A 19,202-nucleotide genomic window follows, 5' to 3' on the forward strand; every position below is an offset into this window, starting at 1 on the left:
TCTCCGGCGGCGGAACCCGGTCAACATGCGGTGTGGCCGCCATCAACGGCCAGCGCCGCGCCGTTCAGATAGGAGGCGCGGTCGGACACCATCCACAACGCCTGAATTGCAATCTCCTCCGGTTCGGCCAGCCGGCGCAGCGGAATTCTGGCGCTCAGCGCGGCGCGGGCGGCAGGCGGGACATGCGCGACGAGGGGCGTGTCGGTATAGCCGGGACACAGGGCGTTGATCCTTATCCCCGAAGGCCCGTAATCGACCGCCGCGGCCCTGGTCAAACCGATCACCCCATGTTTTGCCGCCACATAGGCGCCGGCATTGGGGAAGGCCATCAGCCCGGCAACCGAGGCCATGTTGACGATCGCGCCGCCCGCCTTCATGACCCTGAGCTCCTCCTTCATCGAACGCCACACGCCCGTCAGGTTGATGTCGAGCATCCGGCTCCAGGCATCCGGCGCGATTTCGCCGACCTTCTGTCCGGCCGACCCCACGGCGCCGACGCCGATGCCGGCGGCGTTGACCGCGCCGTCAAGACGACCGGCCGCCGCCATCACATGCGCAATCATCGCGGAAATCGTGGAGGCATCCGAAAGGTCCACCCGCAGCGCCTCCGCAGCGCTGCCCTCCGCCTCGATCTCGGCCCGGGTGGTGCGCGCGCCGGCGAGATCAAGGTCGGCGATGAAGACCCGCGCCCCTTCGCGCGCGGCCAGGATCGCGGCGGCCCGGCCGATCCCGGATGCGCCCCCTGTGATCAGGATCACCTTGCCGGCAAGAAGCGGTCCGGCTGCCTGTTCGCGCGCGCTCATCACCAGACCGCGTTCCGCAAGGGCGCTTCGGCCTCCACCGGATTGCGCAGCACGCCAATGCCGTCGATTTCGACCTCGACGATATCGCCGGGTTTCATCCAGACCGGGGGATTGCGGAAGGCGCCGACGCCACCGGTTGTGCCGGTGATGATGACGTCTCCCGGTTCCAGGGCGCAGAAATACGACATGTAGGAGACCAGATGGCCGACGTCGAAAATGAGATCGTCGAGCCGGCCGTCCTGCATCACCGCGCCATTCAGCCGCGTCACGATCCTCTGCGGGCCGACTGCGCCGAACGCCTCGCGCGTCACCATCCAGGGACCGAAGGCGCCGGTTGAGGGGAAGTTCTTGCCGGGCGTGAACTGCGTCGTGTGGCGCTGCCAGTCCCGGATGCTGCCATCATTGTAGCAGCTGTATCCGACAACGGCGGCAAGCGCTGCCTCCGGGGGCGCGTAACGCAGATGCGACCCGATGATGACGGCAAGCTCGCCCTCGAAATCCAGTTTCTCGGAGGCGGCCGGTCGGATGATCGGCTGGTCGTGTCCCGTCTGCGACTGCGCGAACCGGGTGAAGATCATCGGCTTTTCGGGCAGGTCGCGCCCGGTTTCCTTGAGGTGGCTGGCGTAGTTCACGCCCACGCAGAAAATCTTGGCCGGGTCGGGAATGACGGGCAGAAAGACGAGATCCGCCAGAGCGGCCGTTGCCGGGGCGGTTTCCGCCCCGGCCGCGATCTCCTGCCAATTGTCCAGTCCCAGAAAGGTCTTCAGGGACGGGGCATGGGAGGAAAGGCTGACGACGCCCTGACCATCGGCGGTCAGCACGCCGAAGTCGGGGGCCTCGTCAGTCGTTTTGTAGCTCAGCAGTCGCATCGCGGCTCACGCCTTTCTGTGGTCGTAAAAGCGCATGGCCTGAACATAGACCAGCGCCGCGATGCCGGCCTTGATGAGATCGCCCGGCAGGAAAGGGTAGAACCCGGCGTCCAGCAGCGTTCTGTCATAGCCGATAAGCGCGCCGAGCCACGCAAGGCCGGGAAGATACACGATGGCCCCGGCGGCAAGCGCCACGACCAGCGCGGACCAGTAGCGCCTGACGCGGAGCCTGCCCGACAGCAGTCCCGCGGTCGCCGCCGCCAGCACGAAGCCGACGAGATAGCCCCCGGTCGGCCCCATCATGTAAGCAAGCCCGATCCCGCGTTCGGGCGCGTTGGCAAAGACCGGAAGCCCGAATGCGCCCTCGACGAGGTAGAAGAGGACCGAGAGCGACCCGAGAACCGGGCCGAAGGCGAAGCCGATGCCAATGGCGACAAGCGTCTGAAGCGACATGGGCACCGGGTAGAAGGGCACCTGGTACTTGGCCGCAAGGGTCATCAGGATGGAGCCGAGAACGATGGCGCCGAAGGATCGGGCGAGCGTGCCGGGCAGGCCTTGCGAGAGTGGAGTGGCGTTCTGCATGGTGATCTCCAGGGACGCGGTCAGGACCGGCGGTAGCCTTCAAGCTGTTCGTCCGGCACATCCGGAAGGTTTTCGACCAGATTGTCGGGGGTCCGGCAGGTCAGCCAGATCAGCTCTTCCGTGGTGCTCATATTGACCTCGACATGCGGCATGAACGGCGGAACGAAGACGAAATCGCCCTCGTACATGTCGGTATATTCCTTGTAGTCCTCGCCGAAATAGATCCGGCCATGACCCTTCAGCACGTAGCCGCCCGTCTCGCACTCCTTGTGGTGATGCGGCGGCGAGCGATGACCTGGTTCGTTGGAAACCTTGCCGAACCAGATCTTGGTGGCGGGGGTGTGTTGCGGGCTGACCCCCGAGACCCGCACGCAGTCATCCGACTGCGCGGTTCTCTTGTCCTCGGCTCCAGCCCGCGTGACGATTGGCACTACCTTTTCCATTGCATTACTCCTCTGCGTCAGGTGTTGGCATCTGCTTTCGCGGAAAGCACGCGGGGATAATCGACATATCCTTTTGCGCCGCGGGTGTAGAAAGTCGACCGGTCGTATTCGGCAAGCGCGACGCCCGCCTTCAGGCGTTCGACAAGGTCGGGGTTCGAGATATAGGGGCGCCCGAAGGCGATCATGTCGGCGCGGTTCGTGCGGATGGCATCTTGCGCGCGGGCGTGGTCGTAGTCGGCGCAGGCGATGATCGGGCCCGAAAACGCTGACCGCGCAATGGCGAGGACGTCCGGCGCTTCGGCTTCGCCGGCCACGCGCCGGCTTCCATCGCCGGAAATCGAAGGCTCGATGATGTGCAGATAGGCAAGCCCCTGATTTTCGATCAGCCCCAGCACATCGCGGAATACGCCCATGGGGTCGCTGTGGCGGATGCCGTTGAAATCGCCAAACGGCGACAGACGGATGCCGATCCGGGAAAGGTCACCCGCTCTGGCGCGGATGGCGTCCAGGATATCCGAGAAGAACTTGAGCCTGGCCTGCCGGGAACCGCCATAGGCGTCGGTGCGCTGATTGGCTTCGTCGGACAGGAATTGTTCGATGATGTAGCCATTGGCGCAGTGCAGTTCGACCAGATCAAAGCCCGCTTCGAGTGCTGCAAATGCGGCGGTGGCGAAATCCTCGATCGTCTGCACAATGTCCTCGGCGGTCATCGGCCGGGGCGTTGCGATATCCTCGACCCCGCTCTTGGTGAATATCTTGAAGGCCGGCGCCACCGCTGACGGCCCGAGCGCATCCAGACCGAGCGGGTTGTTGCGCTTCGAGAAGACCCGCCCGACATGCCAGAGCTGCGCGCAGATATGCCCGCCCGCCGCATGGACCGCATCGGTTACGGCGCGCCATGCCGCACGCTGCTCGGCCGACCAGATGCCCGGCGTGAACGGATAGCCATGCGCCTGCGGGCTGATGCCGATGGCCTCGGTGATGACCAGCCCCGCCGACGCCCGCTGCGCATAATATTCGGCGGCAAGCGGGCTGACATTTCCCTCGAAATCCGCGCGGCTGCGGGTCATCGGCGCCATCGCGATCCGGTTCTTCAGTTCGATGCCGCCGATTGTGACGGGACCGAACAGGTCGCGTTCATCCATGGGTAATCTCTCCGTCTATGACCACATGTTCAGCCCCGATCCAGGGCATCCACTCCGTCCGTTCGGCGAACCGCTTCTCGTCCTCCAGAAGCTGGCGGTAGCATTCGCGCGCCTCCTCGTCGGTGAAGGACCATTCCAGGTCTTCCCGGCTTTGCCAGTAGAGTTCGGCCATGCCGAACGGGTATTGCGCTGGCTGGTTTCTGGAGGCGGCCATCACGCCCTCAAGCCTGTGCGGCGTTCGCAGGGTCTGGACGTAGCGCGCCAGCCGAAGCTTTTGGGAAAAGCGACGCACCATGCCCCCGTGATCGTCCATCCATCTGGAGCGAACAATATCGAGAGCCAGATCCTTTCTTGCGAATATGCTGTATGTAATCTTGATCATCGCTTCCTCCTCGCGTATAAAAACAAACAGCCGTTCTTTTGTCAAACAGATAATCATGCCTGAGAATAGGCGCCAAGGAGGTCGAAATGCTGCCCCAACTCACAAACGTCACACCCGAACAGGAAATGCTGCGCGAGGCCCTGGAGGGAACGATCGATCGCGTCTCTCCGGTCTCCAAGGTTCAGCGGCTCGACAATGCCAAGACCTTCGACGCGGATCTGCACGCCGCCCTTGCCGAACTGGGCATCATGGGCATCGGCATACCGGAAGAAATGGAGGGCAGCGGCGGCGGTGTCGTGGAACAGGCCATCGTGCTCGAGGTGCTCGGGCGCAAGGCAACCTCGATGGCGGTCTTCATGGTCGTGCATTACATGATCACGCGCATCATCAAGGAAAACGGCAGCGATGCGCAGAAGGCGGAATATCTGGCGCCGCTGCTCAAGGGGCAGACCAAGGCCTCCTTCTGCCTGACCGAAGCCGGCGGCGGCACGGATATTCTGGCCTCGATGAAGACCAAGGCCATGCGCGACGGCGACGACTGGCTGATTTCCGGCAACAAGATGTGGATCAGCGGCGCTTCGACCAGCGACATCATGGTCGTCCTTGCCCGCACGGGCGAGCATCGCAGCCGGGGCCTGTCCATGTTCCTCGTTCCCACGCGCGCCGAAGGCGTCTCGGCCACGGAGCTGAACACGATGGCGATCAATGGCTACGACACCAATGCGCTGTCGCTCGACAATGTCCGCGTGCCGGGCGATGCCATCCTCGGTCAGCTCGACAACGGCTTTCCGCAGGTGGTCGCGACGCTCAACGGCGAACGAATCAACGCGGCCGCGGTGGCCGTCGGCATCGGCCGGGGCGCGATCGAGGTCACGCGCGACTATGCCGCCGACCGTCAGGCCTTCGGGCGGCCGATCGGCCAGTTCCAGGCCGTCCAGCACCAGCTGGCGGTGGCCGGCATCGCCGTCGAATCCGCCTGGTCAATGGTGATGGAAGCCGCCCGCCGCGATGAGGCCGGCGAGGCGACGGACGTGCTGAGCTCGATGGCGAAATGGGCGTCGGCCCGTGCTGCCGTGGACTGCACCGATACCGGGATGGAGATTTTCGCGGGCGCCGGCTTCGATATGGATCTGCCGATTCAGCGCTATTATCGCGATGTCCGGCTCTATTCCTTCGCGCCGCTCAACCAGAACATGTCGCTGAACATGATCGCCGAACGCTGGCTCGGTTTCCCCCGCTCGTTCTGACGTCACGAGGTAGAACATGACCAAGAAGATTCTCATCGCCAACCGTGGCGAGATCGCTTGCCGCATCATCCGTTCCGTGCAGAAAATGGGGTATGAGGCCGTCGCCGTCTATTCCGAGGCGGACAAGACCGCGCTGCACGTGCGCCTCGCTGACGAAGCGCACGAGATCGGCCCCGCGCGGCCGACGGAAAGCTACCTTGATGCCGGGCGGATACTGGATGTCGCCAAGCGCGTCAGCGCCGCCGCCGTCCATCCCGGCTACGGTTTCCTGTCGGAGAACACCGGCTTTTCCGATGCCTGCGAGCGCGCCGGCATCGCCTTTATCGGGCCGTCGGCGGAGACGATCCGGATGATGGGGGACAAGAACGAGGCGCGCGCCGTGGCCCGGGGCGCCGGCGTGCCGGTTCTGGAGGGCACGCCGAAACTGGACCCCGCGGATGCGGAGGGAATTCTCGCCGCGGGCGAACAGATCGGCTTTCCGGTGCTGGTCAAGGCGGCCGGGGGAGGGGGCGGGATCGGCCTGCGCCCGGTCGAAACGGCCGACAAGCTGGTGGCCGCCGTGCAGACCACCTCGGCACAGGCCGAGCGGGCGTTTTCGGACCCATCCGTCTATCTGGAAAAGCTCGTTCGCCGTGCTCGCCATATCGAGGTGCAGGTCTTCGGCTTCGGCGGCGAGGGGGCGGTGCATCTCTGGCATCGCGAGTGCTCCGCCCAGCGGCGTTACCAGAAAATCCTCGAGGAGGCCCGCCCGAGACGTCTCGATCCGACAGCGGCGCAGGGCATGCTGGATTCGGCCGTCGCGCTGGCCAAAGCCACAAATTATGTCGGCGCGGGCACGGTCGAATATCTCTACGACGACGAGACCGGTGCGTTCTACTTCATGGAGATGAACACCCGCCTGCAGGTCGAACATCCCGTTACCGAGATGATCACCGGCCTGGATCTTGTGCAGCTGCAGATCAGGCAGGCCCTCGGCGAGGACCTGTCGCGGGAGCTGACGCAGGAGGTCGTCCGCGACCATGGCCACGCAATCGAAGTGCGGGTCTGCGCGGAACGCCCCGACAAGCAGTTCATCCCCAGCCCCGGCAAGATCGAAGGGCTGCGCCTGCCGGATCTGCCTGATATCCGAGTCGATACGGGGTTTGAGGCAGGTGACGCGATCACGCCCTATTACGACAGCCTGGTGATGAAGGTGATCGCCTGGGGGGAAGACCGCGATCGGGCGATTGACCGGCTGACCGAGGCGCTCGACGCAATCGAATTCGAAGGGCTGAGGACGAATGTCGCGTTTCTGCGAAATCTCGTCCGGCATCCGGAATTTCGGGCGGATCGGCTTCACACGAAATTCGTGGAAGAGAACATCAAGGATCTGATCTAGATCTGCCTGCCGCGCCGGGCCCGACCGTCCGGCGCGGCAGGCTGCCGCCCATCGGTCCTTGGTATTATTCCGATCCGCTGAACATGCGGGTCCGCTCCTGCGAGAACCGCGCAAGATTGTCGCGCAGCACCTGCGAATGCATCAGGGTGCGGAAGGCCGCCCGTTCATTTTCGAGCGCGGCGTCGATCGGCAGGTGGTCGTCGTCGGCCAGTTCCCGGCAGGCGCGGATCGTCTGTGGCGGCATGGCGGCGATGCGGTGGGCGATCTGTGACACCCGCGCCGCAAGCTCCGCCCCCGGCACGATCTCGGAGACCAGGCCGATCTCGCAGGCGCGCGCGGCGCCGATCGGCTCTCCGGTCAGGATCATGTGTTCGGCGACGGCGGGCGGGATCATGCGTCTCAGCCGGGTAACGCCGCCGGCGCCCGCCATCGCGCCGATCCGCACTTCGGGCAGCGCGAACCGCGCATGATCGGAGGCGATCCGCATATCTGCGGCCAGCGCAAGTTCAAGCCCGCCGCCCATGGCGTCGCCGTTGATCGCGGCGATCAGCGGTTTGCCCAGCCGCCGGTTGGTCAGGCCGCAGAAATGCTGCGGGTCGTTGCCCGCCTCGATCGCCGATGCCAGATACGGCAGAAAGGTTCCGATGTCGGCCCCGGCGCAGAAGGACCGCTCTCCCGTCCCGGTCAGAACGATGACCCGCACCTGATCGTCGGCCTCCAGTTCCGGCCAGAGCGCGGCCAGCGCCTCATGCGTCTCGGGATCGATCGCATTCAGCTTGGCCGGCCTGTCGATCGACACCCAAGCCACAGGTCCGTGCGTTTGACTGATGATACCCAAAGCTTCCTCCATCCATCCTTCGATCCTAGCACCCTGACGGGAACAAGGCTTGAAGAAAACGCCTCAATGTCATATACAAACATACGTTAGTTTACAAATCGAGATGCAAGGGCATAAAACAATGAGCGACTTTCCGAAGGCCATACATCTGCACGAAGAAGGCCCGCGCGAAGGCATCCAGATCGAGAAGGCGCAGTTGACGGTGGATCAGAAAGTGGAGCTGATCGACTCTCTTGCCGCGACCGGTCTCAAGCAGATCGACTGCGTGTCGTTCGTCAACCCCAAGCGGGTGCCGAGCATGGCCGACGCGGACGAGGTCGCTCGCGCCATCCCCAAGCGCGACGGCGTTCGCTATACCGGGCTTTGGCTGAACCAGCAGGGACTGGAGCGCGCGCTCACCCTGCCGCTCGATATCATGGGGTCGCTGCGCGTCACGGCATCCGAGACCTTTTCGATCAAGAACACCAACAAGAACATCGAACAGACCTTCGACGAGCAACGCAAATGGCTGGAGACCTACCGCGCTCACGATATCGCGCTTGAGTGGGGTTACATCATGACGGCCTTCGGATGCACCTATGAAGGTCATGTGCCGATCGACCGGGTGATGGACATGGCGGCCAGGATCGTGGAACTGGCGAAGGAGTATTCGCAGCCGCTCAAGGGCATTTATCTTGCCGATACGGTGGGTTTCGCGACGCCGCGCGATATCGAGGAAAGGGTCGGCGCGCTGCGGGAACGCTACCCCGATCTGCGGGTCGGGCTGCATCTGCACGACACAAGGGGCACCGGAATGCCGAACGTCTATGCCGCCCTGTGCATGGGGGTCGACCAGTTCGACAGCTCGACCGCCGGGCTCGGCGGCTGTCCGTTTGCCGATCACAAGGGCGCGGCCGGCAATGTCTGCACCGAAGATATCGTCTTCATGTGTGAGGAAATGGGCATCAGCACGGGCGTGGACCTCGACGCGCTGATTGAAACCGCGCGCATGGCCGAGGCCATGTTCGGCCATACCCTGCCCGGAAAGGTCATGCACGCCGGAAGTCTGAGCCGCTTCCGCAACTGATCAGGGCTATCGGTGTCCGCTGATCCGGCGGGCGCCTATGCCGCTTCCATCAGGTGCTCTTCCGGCACGCGCAGCATGGCGACGGCGAGGTCGATATATTCTTCGGTGATGGAGCTGATGCTTTCCTTGCCCTTCGGGCTGTACCAGTTGGCGATCTGGGTGAGCATGGCGAACAGGGCGAGGCGGACGGTGCGGCGGTTCGAAAATCTGAAGATGCCGCTTTCCTGACCCTTCTTCAGAATGTGGTCCAGCCGGTCCTCGTATTCGTCGCGCATCTTCACGATGTCGGCCCGGTTTTCTTCGGTAAGGCTGCGCAGCTCCATATTGCCGATGAAGACTTCGTCCTTGCGCTTGGTGTGGAACAGAATGTGCACCCGGATAAAGGCGCGAAGCATTTCGAGCGGGTCTTCCAGACCCGCCATCGCCTGTTCCATGTCGCTGTTCAGGTCGCGGATGATGTCGCCCATCAGCGCATGCAGAAAGTCCTGCTTGTTGCTGATGTAGTTGTAGAGGGAACCGGCCTGAATTCCGACTTCCTTTGCAAGATGCCTGAGGCTGACCGCGTCATAGCCGTGCCGCGCGATCAGGCGTATGCCGGCCTCGCGCAGCAGCTTTTCGGTAACCTCGCCCTTGGACCCCAGTGTTCTCAATGTAACTTCCCGCCAGATTCATCAAACAGACAGATACCCTCCGTCGACGGGCAGCATAACACCCGTGACATAGCTCGCCAATCTCGAAGCCAGAAACACCGCAGGTCCGGCGAGTTCTTCCGGCTCGCCCGCGCGGCCCATGGGAATATGGTTCAGCAGCGCGGTCGACGCCTTCTCGTTGGACAGCGTCTCCACCGTCATCGGCGTGCGCATCACGCCGGGGGCGATTCCATTCACCCGTATATCGTAGCGCGCAAGCTCGACGGAAAGGGATTTCGTCATCTGCAGGACCGCGCCCTTGGAGGCGGTGTAGGCGGTGGAGTTCGGGGTGGCGACGAAGGACTGGATCGACCCGATATTGATGATCGAACCCCTGGTCGCCTTGAGCTGATCCAGAAACGCCATGGCGACCGAATAGGTTCCGGTCACATTGACCGCGAAGGTCTTCTTCCACTTCTCGATGTCGGGGTCTTCCTCGACGCGGCCCCTGAGCAGGATGCCCGCATTGTTGACCAGGCAGTCGATCGGGCCGCAGGACGACTCAATTTCCGCCGCCGCGGCAAGCACGCTGTCGCGGTCCGAGATGTCGATGGCAAAGGAGCGGGCGTCCGCGCCGCAGGCCTGCGCGGTATCAGCCGCGGTGTCGGCGTTCAGGTCGGCGCACAGAATGCGTGCCCCGGCAGCGGCCATGCCGAGAGCGATCGCGCGTCCATTGCCCTGTCCGGCGCCCGTGACCAGGATCGTCTGCCCCTTCAGGAGGTCCGTCGGCATCATCTGTTCAGACATCTTCCGCTTCCTTGTCGGGGACCAGCCTGGCCCTGAGCTCCTTCTTGGCGATCTTGCCGCTGTCGTTGATCGGAATTTCGCCATAGCCGAGGAAAACGATCCGCTTGGGCACCTTGTAGCCGGCGAGTTCGGTTTTTGCAAAGGCGATCAGTTCGGCCGCATCCTCCGCGCAGCCATCCTGGCATACGACGACCGCGACCACTTCCTCGCCCCATTTCTCGCTCGGGAAGCCAAGGATCGCCGCTTCGCGCACCGAAGGATGCCTAAGCAGTGCCTGCTCGACTTCCTGGGAATAGACGTTCAGCCCGCCGGTCTTGACCATGTCCTTCAGGCGGTCGTGGAACTGGACGAAACCGTTTTCGTCCATCGACCCCATGTCGCCGGTCCGGAGCCAGCCCTCGTGAAAGGTCTTGGCGGTGGCATCGGGCTTGTTGTGGTAACCCTTCATCACGCTCGGTCCGCGCACGGCGATCTCGCCGACCTCGCCCCTTTCGGCATCGCTCAGATCCTCGCGGAGGATCTTGACGTCGAAGTTCAGGAAGGCGCGGCCGATCGAGCCCTGCGGCGCTCGTTCATAATCCTTTTCCTTGAGCACCGTCACGATCACGCCGGCTTCGGACAAGCCGTACTGGAAGAAGATTTCCACGCCGGGGATCAGCGCGTGCATCCGGTCCCGGTCGCGCCGCGACAGGTTGGCGCCGCCGACATACCAGCGCTGGAACGAGCTGAGGTCCGTTTTCGGGGCATCGGGATGGTTGAAGATGTCGCGCGCCATCGAGGGCGGCGTGAAGGCGTTCGTCACCTTATGCTTTTCGATGGTTGCGATGGCCAGCGCCGGATCGTATTTCGGAACGATCGTCGCCGTGGCGCCAAGATAGAGATGCGGCAGCAGCCAGCAGTTCAGCGCTGCGGCGTGATGCAGCGGGGTGAGCAACATGGTGTTGTCGTCCTCGTGCATCCGGGTGTCGATGGCTTCGTGCAGCGTGTTCCAGAACACGTTTTCATGCGAGAGCATGACGCCCTTGGAGGGTCCGGTCGTGCCGCCGGTGTAAATGATGACCTTGGTCCCTGCGCGATCAACCTCCACGCCGCAGGGCTCCGACGATGCATCGGCCAGGAACGCATCGCGATCCGCGGTGTCGAAAACGACCTGCTTGTCGATCCCCGAAACCTCGGAGGTCAGTCCGACCAGATCGGAACTGACGAACACGATCCGGGCGCCCGAATCCGCGATGAGCGCCGCGATTTCATGGGGCATCAGCCGGTAGTTCAGCGGAACCGCCACGCAGCCGGACTTGATGATGCCGACGAAGGCCTCGACCCAGTCTATCGTCGAATGCATCACCATGGCGATGCGATCGCCGCTGTTGACGCCGGTTGCGCGTATCGCATTGGCGATCCGGTTGGACACGCGGTCCAGCTCGGCATAGGTCACCTTGCGGTCGTCCTGGATAAGAGCCGTCTTGTCCGGAAACCGCCCCGCATTGTGGGTGACATGAGAGCCGACATCCATTCGCATCATTTTACTATCCTCCCGTCCTTGGCTGTGCGTATCAGGAATAACTGAAGAGCGACGTGCCTTCATCGACGGTATCGCCTTCGGCAACCATCAGCTTGTCCACCGTGCCGGAATCATCGGCCTCGATGTTGATCTCCATTTTCATCGACTCAAGAATTGCCACAGTCTCGCCGATGTCGAAACTGTCGCCTTCCTTGACCAGTATCTTCCAGACGTTTCCGGCCATGATGGAATCGATCGTTTTTGCCATTTTTTATACTCTCCTTAGACGGGATGAACGGCGGAGCGGCGCGGGATGACCTGCGCTTTCCGGCGGCTGTAGATTGCGAAACGCTTGATGAGATCGTCGCGAAGCGTGTCCGCGGCGAGCACGTCCTCCGCCGCGAACGTATCTGCGGCGGCCTTGTAGACGTCGATGTCCTGCGCAAATTCATCCCGTTTCTGGCGGATGAACTCCGCCCGGTCCTCTTCGGGCAGTTCCATGATCTTGTTGTAATAGATCGCGTTGACGGCGGCCTCGGGGCCGACCAGGGCCGGCATCGCCGTCGGCAGGGCCAGCATCGCGTCGGGATGGGTGGGCGCCCCCGACATTGCCAGATACCCGCCGCCATAGGCCTTGCGGACCAGCACGCAGATCCGCGGCACGGTGGATTCGCAGACCGCGGACAACAGTTTCGCGCCATGGCGGATAATGCCGCCCTTTTCCACCGAGCTGCCGATCATGTAGCCGCTGACGTCCTGAAGGAACAGCAGCGGCACGTTGTAGGCGTTGCAGGTCCAGATGAACCGGGCCGCCTTGTCGGAGGTGTCGGAAAAGATCACTCCGCCCTTGTGCTTCGAGTTGTTGGCCACAATGCCGACCGGCCGGCCGCCGAGCCGCGCGAAACCAACGGTCATTTCCTTGGCGTAAAGCGCCTTCACCTCGAAGAAGGTGCCCTCGTCGACAAGTCCGTCGATCAGGTCGTGAACGTCATAGGGCACGTTCTGGTTCTTCGGCACCACCTCGTTGATGCGGGCGGCGGCGGCCGGTTCGGCGGCCACAGGCGCGGCAAGCGGGGCGGGTTCCTCCCAGTTGCCGGGAAGGTAGGAGAGGTATTCCTTGGCCCGTGTGATGCCCTCGGCATCGTCCTTGACCAGAACATCGCCCAGGCCGCTGAACATGCAGTGCAGCCTTGCGCCGCCCATCTGCTCGTCGGTGACGTCTTCCGATATGGTCATCTTGGCCATGCGCGGCGAGCCGAGGAAGGCCGAAGCCTGCTTGTCCACCATGATCACCAGATCGCACAGGCCCGGAACATAGGCCGCGCCGGCCGGCGACGGCCCGAACAGCACGCAGACCTGCGGCACGCGGCCGGAAATCTGTACCTGATTGTACCAGATATTGCCCCAGCCATTGCGACCGAGGAACAGCGATTTCTGCTCGTCGATGCGCGCGCCTGCCGAATCGACGAGGTAGACGATCGGTATGCCGGCCTCGAGCGCGAGATCCTGCATCCGGTTGAACTTCAACAGCGCCTGTGGGCCCCACGTGCCGGCCTTGACGGTCATGTCATTGGCGATGACGGCGACATCCTGGCCGTTCACCTTGCCGATGCATGTGACGATGCCGTCGCCGGGCAGGTCGCGTTCGCTGCCCGCAAGAAGGCCGTCCTCGAAGGCGAATCCATCGTCGAACAGCAGCTTCAGCCGGTCGCGAACAAGCAGCTTGCCGGACTTGATGTATTTGTCGCGGGCCTTGCCCTGGCCGCCTTCAAGCGCCTTGCGGCGCTTTGCTTCGAGTTCATTCCGCATCTCTTCGTCTCGCATTTCGGTATCAATGGTTGATCAACGCTCTTGACGACATTAAACTAACGGACGACTGTTTGTAAATCCTGTAATCGAAACAAGGTAGGGACGGATGACATTTCAGACGATCAAGGCGCATGTCGACGATAGGGGGGTGGGCTACCTGACGCTGGCGCGGCCGGAGGTGCGCAATGCCATGAATGGCACGATGTACGACGAGGCGCGCGCGGTCGTGCGCGAATACGACAGTGACCCGAAGGTCCGCGTCGTGGTGCTGTCGGGCGAGGGCCAGGCCTTCTGCGCCGGCGGCGATTTCAAATATCAGCAGAGCCAGTCCGGCCGGCCGCGCGAGGAACGCATCACCGAAGCCCAGAAGCTGGCAAGCTGGCTGCGGGAACTCGATTTCCTGAGCAAGCCGCTGATCGGCCGGATCAATGGCGCGGCCTATGCCGGCGGCCTTGGCCTGGTCTCGACCTGCGACATCGCGATCGGTCTGAAGAGCGAAACCTTCGCGATCACGGAATCGCGCATCGGCATGCTGCCCGGGATGATCGCGCCCTATGTGGTCAAGCGCATGGGCGAGGCAAATGCCAGGCGGCTGTTCCTGAACGCCAGGCCGTTCAGCGGCGAAGAGGCGGTCGGATACGGCATTTTGAGCATGGCGGTCGAGGCCGATGATCTGGACGCCGCGGTCGAGCGCGAGGTCGATCTGGCGTTGCGCTGCTCGCCCAAGGCGATCGCCGCCGCGAAGAACCTGATCCGCTATGTCGACCGGCACAATCATGATGAGAACTTCATTTATACCGTCGACCGGGTCGCGGACATGTGGGACTGGGCCGATGCGGCGGAAGGCATGGCGAGCTTCTTCGAAAAACGCCGGCCGGCATGGGACTGGCGCAACGACAAATGACAAGACGGGGCCCGTCGTCGGGCCCCGTCCTCATTCGGCTCCGCAAACCTACCGGATCAGCCGAGAGATTTTGCGGAAACTGTCGTGCTCGGCGGTTCCAAGCCAGTCGAACAGGATGGATTCCACCGTTTCCAGTCGTGCGTCCATGTCGTGCATCGACTGAAGAGCGGTGCGATAGTCGATGTCTTTCCGGGAGCCGATCGCATCCACCGCGACGACCACATCAATGCCGCGAGCCCTGAGCCCGCGCACTGTCTGGCGCACGCAGATATGCGCCTCGCAACCCGCCAGCACCACCGTCTCGACCGCTCCCGAAGCGCGCAGGATCATGTCGGAGGAGTCGAATGACATCTTCGCGATCGCCGTCTCCCGATCGATCTGCAGGTCGGCGACCGTTCCGCCCAGCTTGTCGGGGTTCTGCTCGGTCACCACGATCGGGCGGGCGAACTCCTGCGACCCGGCGACCAGTTTCGCGGCATTCGCCACCATGGCGTCGGACCCCGCCATGGCGGGCACAAGTCTTTCCTGCAGGTCGATAATGGCCGTGATGATCAAGACGGGTTCCTCCTATCGGATTGCGAACAGCGCGATCTGGGGCCAGACCGCCAGGGCGGCGACGAATAATAGCATGCCCGCAACGAAGGGGATGCAGCCCCGGAAGATCGTGCCGAGCGGCACGTCCTTGGCCACCGCGTTGATGATGTAGACATTCACCCCGATCGGCGGCGTCACCAGCGCCACCTCGGCGACGATCACGATGTAGATGCCGAACCAGACCGGATCGATGCCAAGCGACATGGCAAAGGGAAACAGGATCGGGACCGTCAGGATCAGCATGCCGAACAGGTCGAGAATGCAGCCGAGCACGAGGTACAGGATCGTCACCGCGATGATGAATTCCCAATAATTCAGGTCGAGGCTGTTCATGAAACCGAGGATGGCGCCCATCAACCCGGTCTGCGCGAGAAACCGGGTGAACAGATATCCGCCCACGATGATCAGAAACAGCATCGCGGTCGTCAGGGCGCTGTCCGTCAGCGCGTTGCGGACGGCAGCCATGCTCAGCTTGCGCGAAATCGCTCCGTACAGCAGCACGGCCACCACGCCGATGGCCGAGGCCTCGGTCGGCGTGAAGACCCCGAGGTAGAGACCGCCGAGGATGACCGCAAAAATGCCCAGAACCGGCAGGACCTCGAAAAGCGATATCAGCATGTCGCGCCTGGTGAAGCTTGCCGGGTCGATCTTCTGGCCGACCTCTTTCGGCCGGATGGCCGCGGTGACCAGGACGATCAGCGCGAAAATGATCGAGATGCAGATGCCGGGCACGATGCCCGCGACAAACAGATCGCCGATCGAGGTTTCGGTCATCAGGCCGTAGAACACCATGATGATGCTGGGCGGAATGAGGATACCGAGCGTGCCCGAAGCCGACATCACGCCGGTGCCCAGACGCATGCCATAGCCGTAGCGCTTCATCTCAGGAATGACGATGCCGCCCATGGTCCTGGCAGTGGCGGCGCTGGAGCCGCTGACGGCGCCGAAGCCCGCGCAGGCGAAAACCGACGCAATGGCAAGGCCGCCGGGCAGCCAGTTCAGCCAGAGCGACGCGCTGCGATACAGGCTGCGCGCGATGCCGGTGTGATGGATGAGATTGCCCATCAGGATGTAGAAGGGCAGCGACAGCAGCAGAAAGCTGGTGCCCTCCGACCAGTAGACCAGCGTCATCTGGGCAAGGGCGCTGTTCAGCGTTCCCACGAAATAGAGGCCGGCGAGGCCGATGCTGATCATGGCCAGCCCGATCGGGATACCCAGCGCGATCAGCGCAAGCAGGACTCCGAAGCTGAGGATCACCGGGATCATTCGATTATCTCCTCGTGCTCGGAACTGTCCGCATCGGCCACATGGCCCGTGACGAGGCCCCAGAGCCCGACAAGGCCGGTCATGATGGCGGACAGGCCGAGCGCGAAGCGGAACCAGACATGCGGAAGGTCCAGCTCAGGCGAATTTTCGTTGAAGAGGATCATCATCCTGCCGTCTTTCCAGCACTGGTAGGCCAGCGCCGCGCTCGCAAGAACCAACAGCAGCCAGACCACGCGCTCGATGCGCGATTTCGCTTTGGGCGACACGTTGGCCCGGACAAACTCCGCCCGGATGTGAACCCCGGCGAGCCAGGCTGCGGGCGCGGACAGCGCAAGCGCGAGGAACAGCATCAGCGAGGCGAATTCCTGCGACCATGTCCATGGAGAATTGAAAACGTAGCGGCGCACGACGTCGATCGAGATGATGACGAGGATCGCGGGGTAGCAGACATAGGCTGCGACGCCGAACATCAGTGAAGAGGCTCTTACGAGCAGATAACGTACCATGATGTCGTCCGGGGTATGAGTGACGCGGGCAGGGCCGGCGATTGGCCGACCCCACCCGTTCTCCTGTCAGTGGAAGGCGCCGGTGACCGGCTGCTCCTCATCGAGGACAAGGATGTCCTCGTCGCTCATGGCGCTGTATTTTTCCGTGAGCTGCTCAAGCTGGGCCAGGGTTTCCTCGGCCGTCGGATCCTTCATCGCGGCGTTCTTCTCGATGAAGGCGTCGTACATCGGGGCCAGGAGCTCGTCGATCTTCGCGAGATCCGCTTCCGATGGCTCGATGATCTCGACGCCCTCCGCCTCCATGCCGGCCAGCGCATCATTGGTCAGCTTGGTATACATCTTGGCGTAGTTCATCGCCGCATGGCGGCCGGCTTCGGCGACCACCTGCTGCAGATCTTCCGGCATGGAATCGTAGAGCGCCTTGTTGAACCCGGTCGGGATGGCGACGCGGCCAATGCCGACGCGGTAATTGTACTTGCCGATCTCGTCCAGATTATAGGCCCCGAGATCCGCGGTGCTGAGCAGGACGGCATCCAGAACGCCTTGCTGGAAGGCGGAGTAGGTGTCGGTGATGGTCATGGTGACGGGCACCGCGCCCAGACGCTCGACGATCTCGGACATGGTGCCGCCGGCGGCGCGGATCTTCATGCCCTTCAGGTCCTCGACGCTCGTGATCGGCTTGCGCGACAGGATGTCGTAGGATGGCGTCACCGCATAGAAGCCGAGATAGACGCCAACCCTCTCATACTCGTCCATGTAGTAGTCCGGGTACATCTCGTTGACGACGCGGGTCGCGGCAATGTCGCTGTCGGGCAGGGCATGCGGCAGTTCGTTTGCATGGATCAGGTTGAAGCTCGACGCCATGTAGATCGGGTAGGCCGCCGTCGCGTCCGTGACGCCGCTGACCAGCGCCTTGAAACCGTCGCCGACCGGGTGCAGCACGCCGCCCGGATAGGTTTCGGCTTCGATGCGACCATTGCTGAGCGCTTCGAGCTCGTCGGCATAAGCCTGAAAGACCTCCTGCCAGGCCGGCGACGTCTCGGGCTGGTTATAGGAAACCTTTACCTCGAACTCCTGCGCGAGGCTTGGTCCGGCGGACAGCGCAAGTGCGAGCGCGGCCCCGGCTGCGATTTTCTTGATAAACATTCTTTCCTCCCTTGCTCCGTTCCCGTTGAAGCCGATCCTCCAAGGAATGCCGAGCGTCTCATACAAACGACCGTTTGTAAATATGATATTTTTTGTCGGCCCGCCGATACAGCCCCGATCGGGAGTTGCAAAACGAACGAATGTTTGTTTTACTCTGCCTGTGCATCACATGACCTGGAAGGAGATCATGATGTGTTTGTTGAGGAGTGGCGCCATAGCGCTGATCGCCGCGCTGGCCGTTGGAGAGGCGGCTGCGCAGGAGGATTACACCCTGCGTCTGTCCACCTATAAGCCCAGCAATTCAAAGGCATGGACGGAAGTCTACGTCCCCTATGCGGAGCGGATCGCCGAGCTCAGCGATGGCCGCATCGCGATCGAGACTTTTCCGGACGGCACGCTGCACAGCGCGCCCGACGGTTTCAAGGCGATCGCCGGGGATATCACGGACGTCACGCCTGCTTTCCCCGTTTACATGTCCTCGAGCTTCGACCTCGTGAAGGCGACCGAGCTTCCGCTGGCCTATCCGAATGTCTACGTCGCGACACGGGTGATCAACGAACTGTATCCCGAATATTTCCGCGACGAGTTCGAGCGGCTGGGCACCTATCTTGCCTTTACCAGCGTCACGTCGCCCTACGACATCATCACCAAGACGCCGGTTAACTCGGTTGAGGATCTCAAGGGGCTCAAGATTCGCTCCGCCGGCGGGCTGATCAGCACCATCCTCGAGCTTCTGGGCGCGGTGCCCGTCAACATCTCGATCGGCGACACCTATGCGGCATTCCAGCAGGGCGTCGTCGATGGGGTGATCCTCAGCACCGCGGCCATGGCCGATTATCGTCTCTACGAAGTCGCCAAATACAACTACCGGCTCAACGGCGCGCTGATTTGGATTCCGAATGCGATGAACCCGGATTTCTATGATCCGCTGCCCGACGATCTGAAGGACGTGCTTGCGGTCGCCGGGCGCGAGGCGGCGATGAACAACGCGATCCACTACGACAATCTGACCAGGGACGCGCTTGCCGTGATGGACGAGGCGGGCGTGACGACGGTCGAACCCTCGCCGGAGGACATGGCCGAGATCGAAAGCCGCCTCGCGCCGATCTGGGACGATTTCGTCGCCAACAGCGCCGATCCTGAGCGGGCGCAGGCGCTTGTCGATCAAATCCGCACGCTTTCGGACAAATACGCCGCGATGACGCCCGAGGAAATCATCGCGCTCGACGAGGCCGAGCCGGTCAAGGGCCTGCTGCCCGGTCACTAGAGGCCGCGGCATCGTCAAAC

Annotated in this window: 21 protein-coding genes; 5 read left to right on the top strand and 16 right to left on the bottom strand. The window is 62.8% G+C overall.

The annotated features are described in order from the left end of the window. Window positions 1-20 precede the first annotated feature (20 nt). Genes V6767_RS17635 through V6767_RS17660 form a run of 6 tightly spaced genes read right to left on the bottom strand, consistent with a single transcriptional unit; the run spans window position 21 to window position 4,224 of the window. Window positions 21-803, bottom strand: coding sequence for an SDR family NAD(P)-dependent oxidoreductase (locus V6767_RS17635; protein ID WP_448474648.1), 783 nt, complete (start codon window positions 801-803; stop codon window positions 21-23). Next, entirely contained in the window at window positions 803-1,672 is an 870-nt protein-coding gene (locus V6767_RS17640; protein WP_448474649.1) for a fumarylacetoacetate hydrolase family protein, read from the bottom strand. The genes V6767_RS17635 and V6767_RS17640 overlap by 1 nt, the downstream gene beginning before the upstream one ends. Before the next feature lie 6 nt (window positions 1,673-1,678). Next, the gene (locus tag V6767_RS17645) at window positions 1,679-2,254 is read right to left on the bottom strand and encodes a biotin transporter BioY (RefSeq protein WP_448474650.1); all 576 of its coding nucleotides are present in this window, start codon (window positions 2,252-2,254) and stop codon (window positions 1,679-1,681) included. A 20-nt stretch (window positions 2,255-2,274) separates the two neighbouring features. Further along, a complete protein-coding gene (locus tag V6767_RS17650) occupies window positions 2,275-2,697 on the bottom strand; it encodes a cupin domain-containing protein (protein ID WP_448426421.1) in 423 nt (140 codons plus the stop codon). A gap of 17 nt (window positions 2,698-2,714) precedes the next feature. Then, on the bottom strand, window positions 2,715-3,842 hold the full coding sequence (locus tag V6767_RS17655; protein WP_448474651.1) for an alkene reductase: 1,128 nt from the start codon (window positions 3,840-3,842) through the stop codon (window positions 2,715-2,717). After that, window positions 3,835-4,224, bottom strand: coding sequence for an EthD domain-containing protein (locus V6767_RS17660; RefSeq protein WP_448474652.1), 390 nt, complete (start codon window positions 4,222-4,224; stop codon window positions 3,835-3,837). The genes V6767_RS17655 and V6767_RS17660 overlap by 8 nt, the downstream gene beginning before the upstream one ends. Before the next feature lie 86 nt (window positions 4,225-4,310). Between V6767_RS17660 and V6767_RS17665 the strand changes: the two genes are divergently transcribed. Together V6767_RS17665 and V6767_RS17670 are read left to right on the top strand one after the other, a co-directional pair. Next, on the top strand, window positions 4,311-5,471 hold the full coding sequence (locus tag V6767_RS17665; protein WP_448474653.1) for an acyl-CoA dehydrogenase family protein: 1,161 nt from the start codon (window positions 4,311-4,313) through the stop codon (window positions 5,469-5,471). A 16-nt stretch (window positions 5,472-5,487) separates the two neighbouring features. After that, window positions 5,488-6,849 carry an acetyl-CoA carboxylase biotin carboxylase subunit gene (locus V6767_RS17670; RefSeq protein WP_448474654.1) on the top strand — a complete coding sequence of 454 codons (1,362 nt, stop codon included), beginning with the start codon at window positions 5,488-5,490 and terminating at the stop codon, window positions 6,847-6,849. A 64-nt stretch (window positions 6,850-6,913) separates the two neighbouring features. On the opposite strand, the gene V6767_RS17675 is transcribed toward V6767_RS17670, so the two are convergent. Then, window positions 6,914-7,648, bottom strand: a complete 735-nt coding sequence (locus V6767_RS17675; RefSeq protein WP_448474655.1) for an enoyl-CoA hydratase/isomerase family protein — start codon at window positions 7,646-7,648, stop codon at window positions 6,914-6,916. 160 nt (window positions 7,649-7,808) lie between these two features. On the opposite strand from V6767_RS17675, the gene V6767_RS17680 reads away from it, so the two are divergent. Continuing rightward, entirely contained in the window at window positions 7,809-8,753 is a 945-nt protein-coding gene (locus V6767_RS17680; protein ID WP_448474656.1) for a hydroxymethylglutaryl-CoA lyase, read from the top strand. A 35-nt stretch (window positions 8,754-8,788) separates the two neighbouring features. On the opposite strand, the gene V6767_RS17685 is transcribed toward V6767_RS17680, so the two are convergent. From V6767_RS17685 to V6767_RS17705, 5 genes are read right to left on the bottom strand one after another with little or no spacing between them, the layout of a single operon-like run. Next, the gene (locus V6767_RS17685) at window positions 8,789-9,403 is read right to left on the bottom strand and encodes a TetR/AcrR family transcriptional regulator (RefSeq protein ID WP_448426432.1); all 615 of its coding nucleotides are present in this window, start codon (window positions 9,401-9,403) and stop codon (window positions 8,789-8,791) included. 21 nt (window positions 9,404-9,424) lie between these two features. Further along, the gene (locus tag V6767_RS17690; RefSeq protein WP_448474657.1) at window positions 9,425-10,189 is read right to left on the bottom strand and encodes an SDR family NAD(P)-dependent oxidoreductase; all 765 of its coding nucleotides are present in this window, start codon (window positions 10,187-10,189) and stop codon (window positions 9,425-9,427) included. Further along, complete coding sequence (locus V6767_RS17695; protein ID WP_448474658.1) at window positions 10,182-11,711, bottom strand: class I adenylate-forming enzyme family protein; 1,530 nt, start codon at window positions 11,709-11,711, stop codon at window positions 10,182-10,184. The genes V6767_RS17690 and V6767_RS17695 overlap by 8 nt, the downstream gene beginning before the upstream one ends. A gap of 31 nt (window positions 11,712-11,742) precedes the next feature. After that, window positions 11,743-11,958, bottom strand: coding sequence for an acetyl-CoA carboxylase biotin carboxyl carrier protein subunit (locus V6767_RS17700; protein ID WP_448426437.1), 216 nt, complete (start codon window positions 11,956-11,958; stop codon window positions 11,743-11,745). A gap of 14 nt (window positions 11,959-11,972) precedes the next feature. After that, the gene (locus V6767_RS17705; RefSeq protein ID WP_448474659.1) at window positions 11,973-13,499 is read right to left on the bottom strand and encodes an acyl-CoA carboxylase subunit beta; all 1,527 of its coding nucleotides are present in this window, start codon (window positions 13,497-13,499) and stop codon (window positions 11,973-11,975) included. A 106-nt stretch (window positions 13,500-13,605) separates the two neighbouring features. Between V6767_RS17705 and V6767_RS17710 the strand changes: the two genes are divergently transcribed. After that, entirely contained in the window at window positions 13,606-14,403 is a 798-nt protein-coding gene (locus V6767_RS17710) for an enoyl-CoA hydratase-related protein (protein ID WP_448474660.1), read from the top strand. Between the two features lie 48 nt (window positions 14,404-14,451). On the opposite strand, the gene V6767_RS17715 is transcribed toward V6767_RS17710, so the two are convergent. The 4 genes from V6767_RS17715 to V6767_RS17730 form a co-directional block, all read right to left on the bottom strand. Continuing rightward, a complete protein-coding gene (locus V6767_RS17715; protein ID WP_448474661.1) occupies window positions 14,452-14,958 on the bottom strand; it encodes an isochorismatase family protein in 507 nt (168 codons plus the stop codon). A gap of 12 nt (window positions 14,959-14,970) precedes the next feature. Beyond that, on the bottom strand, window positions 14,971-16,263 hold the full coding sequence (locus V6767_RS17720; protein ID WP_448426442.1) for a TRAP transporter large permease: 1,293 nt from the start codon (window positions 16,261-16,263) through the stop codon (window positions 14,971-14,973). Then, window positions 16,260-16,769, bottom strand: a complete 510-nt coding sequence (locus V6767_RS17725; RefSeq protein WP_448474662.1) for a TRAP transporter small permease — start codon at window positions 16,767-16,769, stop codon at window positions 16,260-16,262. The genes V6767_RS17720 and V6767_RS17725 overlap by 4 nt, the downstream gene beginning before the upstream one ends. A gap of 66 nt (window positions 16,770-16,835) precedes the next feature. Further along, on the bottom strand, window positions 16,836-17,915 hold the full coding sequence (locus V6767_RS17730) for a TRAP transporter substrate-binding protein (protein ID WP_448474663.1): 1,080 nt from the start codon (window positions 17,913-17,915) through the stop codon (window positions 16,836-16,838). 190 nt (window positions 17,916-18,105) lie between these two features. Here V6767_RS17730 and dctP point away from each other — a divergent pair, with 190 nt between their 5' ends. After that, the gene (gene dctP / locus V6767_RS17735) at window positions 18,106-19,182 is read left to right on the top strand and encodes a TRAP transporter substrate-binding protein DctP (RefSeq protein WP_448474664.1); all 1,077 of its coding nucleotides are present in this window, start codon (window positions 18,106-18,108) and stop codon (window positions 19,180-19,182) included. The last annotated feature ends 20 nt before the right edge of the window (window positions 19,183-19,202 follow it).

This window comes from Martelella sp. FLE1502, from assembly GCF_053484255.1.